Annotated in this window: 6 protein-coding genes; 2 read left to right on the top strand and 4 right to left on the bottom strand. The window is 45.2% G+C overall.

Features of this window, described 5'->3' with window-relative positions; genetic code table 11:
* Window positions 1-181 precede the first annotated feature (181 nt).
* Entirely contained in the window at window positions 182-1372 is a 1191-nt protein-coding gene (locus VIP81_RS20330) for a DegT/DnrJ/EryC1/StrS family aminotransferase (protein WP_331965426.1), read from the bottom strand.
* A gap of 118 nt (window positions 1373-1490) precedes the next feature.
* Here VIP81_RS20330 and VIP81_RS20325 point away from each other — a divergent pair, with 118 nt between their 5' ends.
* Window positions 1491-1928, top strand: coding sequence for a YybH family protein (locus VIP81_RS20325; protein WP_331965423.1), 438 nt, complete (start codon window positions 1491-1493; stop codon window positions 1926-1928).
* Window positions 1929-2035: 107 nt separating this feature from the next.
* Here the strand turns inward: VIP81_RS20325 and VIP81_RS20320 are convergent, their stop codons facing one another.
* Window positions 2036-2224, bottom strand: a complete 189-nt coding sequence (locus tag VIP81_RS20320) for a hypothetical protein (RefSeq protein WP_331965420.1) — start codon at window positions 2222-2224, stop codon at window positions 2036-2038.
* A gap of 412 nt (window positions 2225-2636) precedes the next feature.
* On the opposite strand from VIP81_RS20320, the gene VIP81_RS20315 reads away from it, so the two are divergent.
* Complete coding sequence (locus tag VIP81_RS20315) at window positions 2637-3149, top strand: CAP domain-containing protein (protein ID WP_331965417.1); 513 nt, start codon at window positions 2637-2639, stop codon at window positions 3147-3149.
* On the opposite strand, the gene VIP81_RS20310 is transcribed toward VIP81_RS20315, so the two are convergent.
* Both VIP81_RS20310 and VIP81_RS20305 read right to left on the bottom strand, forming a co-directional pair.
* A complete protein-coding gene (locus tag VIP81_RS20310; RefSeq protein ID WP_331965414.1) occupies window positions 3150-3440 on the bottom strand; it encodes a hypothetical protein in 291 nt (96 codons plus the stop codon).
* Window positions 3441-3458: 18 nt separating this feature from the next.
* Window positions 3459-4148 (bottom strand): glycoside hydrolase family 25 protein (locus VIP81_RS20305; protein ID WP_331965411.1); only part of this gene is annotated, 690 nt, incomplete at its 5' end.

Below are 4148 nucleotides of genomic sequence, written 5' to 3'. Positions count from 1 at the left end.
TATCACCCAGTTTTGCCATCATCTTGCCTGGAAAACGGGATGCTCCATAACGGGCAGGTATCAACGCAATTTTTCTCATGTAATATGTTTTTGATCACGCAAAGGAGCGAAGTAGCTAAGCAGCAAAGGATTAAGTTACAAATTTCTTTGCTGCTTAGCTGCTTTGCGTCCTTGCGTGAACTTATAATGCGCTCTTAACAGCATTCACCAGTTTCTCCGCTCTTTCCTGGATTTCTGCATCACTCCAGCTCAGGTTAATAGGCGTGGAAATGTTTCTGCCAATGATCAGATCAGAAGCCGGGAATTCTTTTGTTTTATACACTTCCATGGCCTGTTTCAGCTCTTTTGCAAAAGGAGTTAATACGCCCCCTTCTTTGAAGTGCTGCCACTGACGGATGTAATGCCAGTTATTATCATAGTAATGAAACGCAGCTAAACCTGCGGCTTTCATCGCAGCAGCAGCTTTCGCTGCCTGGGCTGTTTCCGGCAGGAAGAACGACAGAAACGTAGCACTGTCGCCGGCTTCATCCGGTAAGCGACGGAAAGTTACGCCGGGCACGGTAGCCAATGCATCCTTGAATATCTTCTTGGTTTTACGTTGTATCGCCAGGAAAGTATCCAGCTTGCGTACCTGCGCCAAACCTACAGCAGCATGCAGCTCAGAAATACGGTAGTTGTAGCCGATAAACGGATGCAGATCAGCACCGCGGTCTACCCCGAGGTGATCATGACCATGGTCCGTGTAGCCGTCACATTTAGTATAAATATCTTTGTTATTGGTAATGATAGCACCGCCTTCTGCACAGGTAATGGTTTTTACAAAGTCGAAAGAGAACGTACCGGCATCACCGATAGAACCCAATGCTTTCCCTTTGTAAGAGGCGCCGAAAGACTGACAAGCATCTTCCAGCAGAAAGAGGTTGTGTTTTTTACAGATCGCCTGCAGTGCATCCAGATCCGCCATGGCGCCACACATATGCACCGGCATCACTGCTTTGGTACGTGGCGTGATGGCCGCTTCCACTGCTTTAGGATCCAGTGTAAGGGTATCATCCACATCTACCAGCACAGGTGTTGCACCTACAGAAAATACAGATTCAAAGCTGGCGACGAAGGTAAAGGTGGGCATGATAATTTCATCGCCGGCACCCAGTCCGAGTGCAGCCATCGCTGTGGTTAATGCAGCGGTACCACTGGAAGCAAGCTGGGTATACTGTACATTCAGTTTATCGCAAATGGCCTGTTCCAGCTCCTTTGCTTTCCAGATGCCTTTACGCGGACCATCAAATCCGTAACGCATCATGATACCTGTTTCCAGTACGTCGTTTACTTCTTTCCTTTCCTCGGCTCCAAATAGTTCATATCCGGGCATAAACTGTTGATTTTTAAATATAATTGTAAGTGATGTGCTAAAAATAATGCTGCAAAGTTACTATAATCAGCATTGCGTTACATCGGAAAAACTGTTTATCTTTTGCTAAAAATTTAACATGCGTTTTATTCTGTTCCTTACACTATTGGGGGCGCTGGCTGGGTTTCCTACGCAAGCCCTGAAAGCCCAGCAGGGCGACCAACAAAAAATTACTGCCCTGATGACCGCGCAAACCACTGCCTGGAATAATGGAGATATCAATGCTTTTATGCAAACCTACTGGCATTCTGATTCCTTATTATTTATTGGTAAAAACGGCGTAACCTATGGCTGGCAAGCCACGCTGGACCGCTACAAAAAAACCTATCCCGATGCCACGACCATGGGGAAACTGGATTTTAAACTGCTGGAATTCAAGCCCCTGGCGGCCGGTATATACCTGTTAATCGGTAAATGGCACCTGCAAAGAACCATCGGAGATCTGGAAGGACATTTCAGCCTGGTGTTGAAAAAGATGAAAGGGGAATGGAAAATCATTGCAGACCATAGCAGCTAAAAAAAACCATCCCAGGAATAGGATGGCCAATATACACCACAACATTAAAGGATTATTGAAGCTCCCTTAATTAAGAAATAGGGTTTTCATATTATATGGTAATATGTTCAATGCTTTTTCTTTTTTGATGCTTCACTGTCCCTGACAGCTTTGTTTTCCTTTTCCGGTGTATCGGATAAGTCGCCATGCATGGGATTACGTGTAGTAGTACCCTTATCTGTATCCAGTATATCCACCGGCTTCTTCTCCCTTTGCTGATATGTTCCGGAGTTATTATCTGCTGCACTTTTTTTCATGATATCCTGATTTGATGAAAAATATGGGTGTTCATGAGAAGATTTACAAAGACTATTCCACCCCGAAAACGGCCATTTTAAGGGGTTTAGCGAACTGTATCCGGGGCATCCTTTCCCCAAATGCCTGATTCACAATGGGAAAGAAACACAACGACGCCCTGCGGAAATATAGCAGTTGTGATTAACATTAGATTTACAAAAGCTGTAATGAATTTCTCATATCTACACCTTACCTTTAGGGCCTCGTTGATGTTTTAACCCATAACCTCTGAGCAACCAAGTGTAGTTTTAATCAAGTTCCTCCTAAAGCCAATTTTTTAGTTTTAATCCAAGTCCTGTTTAGAACCCGGTATCTATTTACTATAACTTATTACTGGTTATGTCCGGGAAAATTATCCGTATCGCTATCTCAATGATGGCCATTATAATCTATTGCAGTTGCACCAAAAGCGCCGGTGTTACCCCCAATGAAGCTGGCAAAACGCCGCCGGCAGACACTTCTATCGTACCTGAAAACAAAGTGGATCGCAACGTACTGCTGGTGCTGGTAAATGGGCTACGCAGCCATGGCTGCAAATGTGGAGCCGATCAGATGCCACCGGTAGGTGCAGTGATCTGGAATGGCCTGTTGGAAAGAGCGGCCTATGATCATAGCAAAGACATGGTGATCAACAAATACTTTGACCACAACTCTCCAAGCGGCACCACGCCAGGTGCGAGACTGGATGCTGCCGGTTATCACTGGAATTATTATGGTGAAAATATTGCCGTTGGCAGTATGGATGAACAGGCGGTAATTCTAGGCTGGCTGAGCAGTCCAAAGCATTGTCATAACATGATGGATCCCACTTTTACTGAAATAGGTGTGGGCTTGTACATGAATAACTGGACCATGGAACTCGGCAAAAGAAGTCTGATTCAATAATCAGGGCGCACTCATTTTTTTTCGCCAGGCACGCCATACATAATAAATGTAGGCAACCAGTGTAACGCCAAACCAGGTGTAGAAAAAAAACATTCTGCCGGGGGTAGATTCCTCCGGCACGCCAAAGCCCAGATACAGGCCAAAGAAGACGTTGATCATCATCCAGAAAAAACCAATGAAGATCGTACGCATGATTTTTATGAGGAAATGAAACAACTCATAGTCCATCTTGTTAGGATCGGGCTCCGGTACTTCTTCCGGTGTTCCCTGTGTTACGGGTTCTTCTGCCATAGTGAATGATATGCGTTACTAAGGTATGCACAGTTTGGCAAGTGCCGCGCTATCTCCCTTAAATACATTAAAATCTACGGTGGTGCGGATGCCGTTCACCCTCCCAATATCACTGTGCTGCCAGAACATCCAGGCCCGGTCGGAACGTGGCCGTTCTTTCTGATAATAATGCGCAATCCACAAAGGGTAGCTGTCGAATTCGTTGCCAAGATAGGTTTCGTAAAAGTGGATATTCGTATAAATGATCGGCTTTACTTTATAGACCTTCTCCATTTCCTCCAGCCAGATTTTTGCAGTGCTGCGGATAACGGCGGCAGGCTGATTATTGCTGGTTTCTATGTCCAGTACCGGTGGCAGATCACCTGATTGCAGATCGGCTACGTTATGAAAATTAATGGCTTGTTTCAATGGATCCCGGGTGGCGTAAAAAAAGTGGTAAGCCCCTCTGATTAATCCGGCTTTACCTGCCCTGTCCCAGTTTTGCCGAAAAGCCGCGTCCTGCCGGGTAATACCTTCCGTTGCTTTTATAAACGCAAAGGATATACGAATCTTATCTACCTGCATCTGTTTTACAGCCTGCCAGTTAATCTCTTTCTGAAATTTAGACACATCGATCCCATGGATCTTATAATTCACCGGCATGTCTATCCCAAACTCCTCATACCTCACAAAGGTAATACCCTTGTCGCGCTCTTTCCACCATAAATA

This window comes from Chitinophaga sp., from assembly GCF_036566945.1.
Classification (GTDB): domain Bacteria; phylum Bacteroidota; class Bacteroidia; order Chitinophagales; family Chitinophagaceae; genus Chitinophaga.
The sequence above is the reverse complement of the archived record's forward strand: the minus strand, read 5'-3'. Positions and strand labels throughout refer to the sequence as shown.

Coding starts and splice junctions, on each gene's coding strand:
- VIP81_RS20320 (WP_331965420.1), bottom strand. CDS start 2,224: ATGAAAAAAAGTGCAGCAGATAATAACTCCGGAACATATCAGCAAAGG.
- VIP81_RS20315 (WP_331965417.1), top strand. CDS start 2,637: ATGATGGCCATTATAATCTATTGCAGTTGCACCAAAAGCGCCGGTGTT.
- VIP81_RS20325 (WP_331965423.1), top strand. CDS start 1,491: ATGCGTTTTATTCTGTTCCTTACACTATTGGGGGCGCTGGCTGGGTTT.
- VIP81_RS20310 (WP_331965414.1), bottom strand. CDS start 3,440: ATGGCAGAAGAACCCGTAACACAGGGAACACCGGAAGAAGTACCGGAG.
- VIP81_RS20330 (WP_331965426.1), bottom strand. CDS start 1,372: ATGCCCGGATATGAACTATTTGGAGCCGAGGAAAGGAAAGAAGTAAAC.